Origin of the sequence: Streptomyces viridosporus (genome assembly GCF_002078235.1) — a bacterium.
GTDB lineage: Bacteria > Actinomycetota > Actinomycetes > Streptomycetales > Streptomycetaceae > Streptomyces > Streptomyces viridosporus.
On record NZ_MSGP01000629.1, the window covers coordinates 1 to 1,120 of the forward strand.

1 protein-coding gene is annotated in these 1,120 nt (G+C 74.2%); it reads right to left on the bottom strand.

Annotated elements, in window-relative coordinates; all coding sequences use genetic code 11:
- A partial coding sequence (locus B7L92_RS34640) for a polyketide synthase dehydratase domain-containing protein (RefSeq protein WP_174704065.1) occupies nucleotides 1–1,120 on the bottom strand: 1,120 nt, incomplete at both ends.

Consider the following 1,120-nt stretch of genomic DNA (forward strand, 5'->3'; position numbering starts at 1 on the left):
GCCGCCCTCCACATCCACCAGACGGAACCGGCCCGGGAACTCCGTCTGCGCCGACCGCACCAGCCCCCACACCACCGCCGCCGCCGGATCCGCACCACTGACCACACCCCGGGTCACGAACACCACCCGCGCATCCGGCTCCCGCACCACCTCCAGCGCCCGCGCCGCCAGCGCATGCGCCGACGCCACCACATCCTCACCCCCCACCAGCTCCACGAACCGCACCTCACCCGCCTCCACCGCCGGCACCGGAACCGACCACTCCACCCGATACAACGAATTCACGCGGTCCAGGTGTTCGGGGGCACGCAGGTGCAGCGTGCCGACCGTCGCGACGGGCCCACCGGTGCCGTCGGCGACCGCGATCCCGATGCCGGCGGATGCGGAGCCGCTCAGTCGCACCCGCACGGTGGCCGCGCCGCTCGCGTGCAGGCCCACGCCCGTCCACGCGTACGGCAGTAGCGTGCCGGGCTCGGCGGACTCAAGGAACGCGGCCCCGTGGAGCACGGCATCGAGCAGCGCGGGGTGGATGCCGAAGGCCGTCACGTCACGGACCCGCTCCGGCAGCGTGACCTCGGCGAACACGTCGTCGCTGACGCGCCAGGCGGCAGTGACGCCCTGGAAGGTCGGTCCGTAGCCGGTTCCGTCGTAGAAGCCGGCGAGGTCGAGCGCGACGGCCCCGGCGGGCGGCCAGTGCGCCGCGTCCCAGGCCGGTTCGACGGCCGCCGCGGTGAGGACGCCGGTCGCGTGCCGGATCCACTCCTCTCCGTCGCGGTCGCGGGAGTAGATGTCGAGTTCGGCGCGGCCGTTCGCGTCGGGGGCCGAAACCCGCACCCGCATGGCGATCGCACCGGTCTCGGGCAGCACCAGCGGGACGGCCAGCGTCAGCTCCTCGATCTGCTGCAGGCCGGTCTCGTCGCCGGCGCGCAGCGCCAGCTCCACGAAACCGGTGCCGGGGAACAACACCCGGCCGTCCACCACGTGATCCGCCAGCCACGGCTGCGCACGCAGCGACAGCCGACCGGTGAGGATGACACCGCCGCCGTCCGGCAGCTCGACGGCGGCGCCCAGCAACGGGTGCTCGACCGAAGCGAGGCCCGCCCCGGACACGTCACCGGCC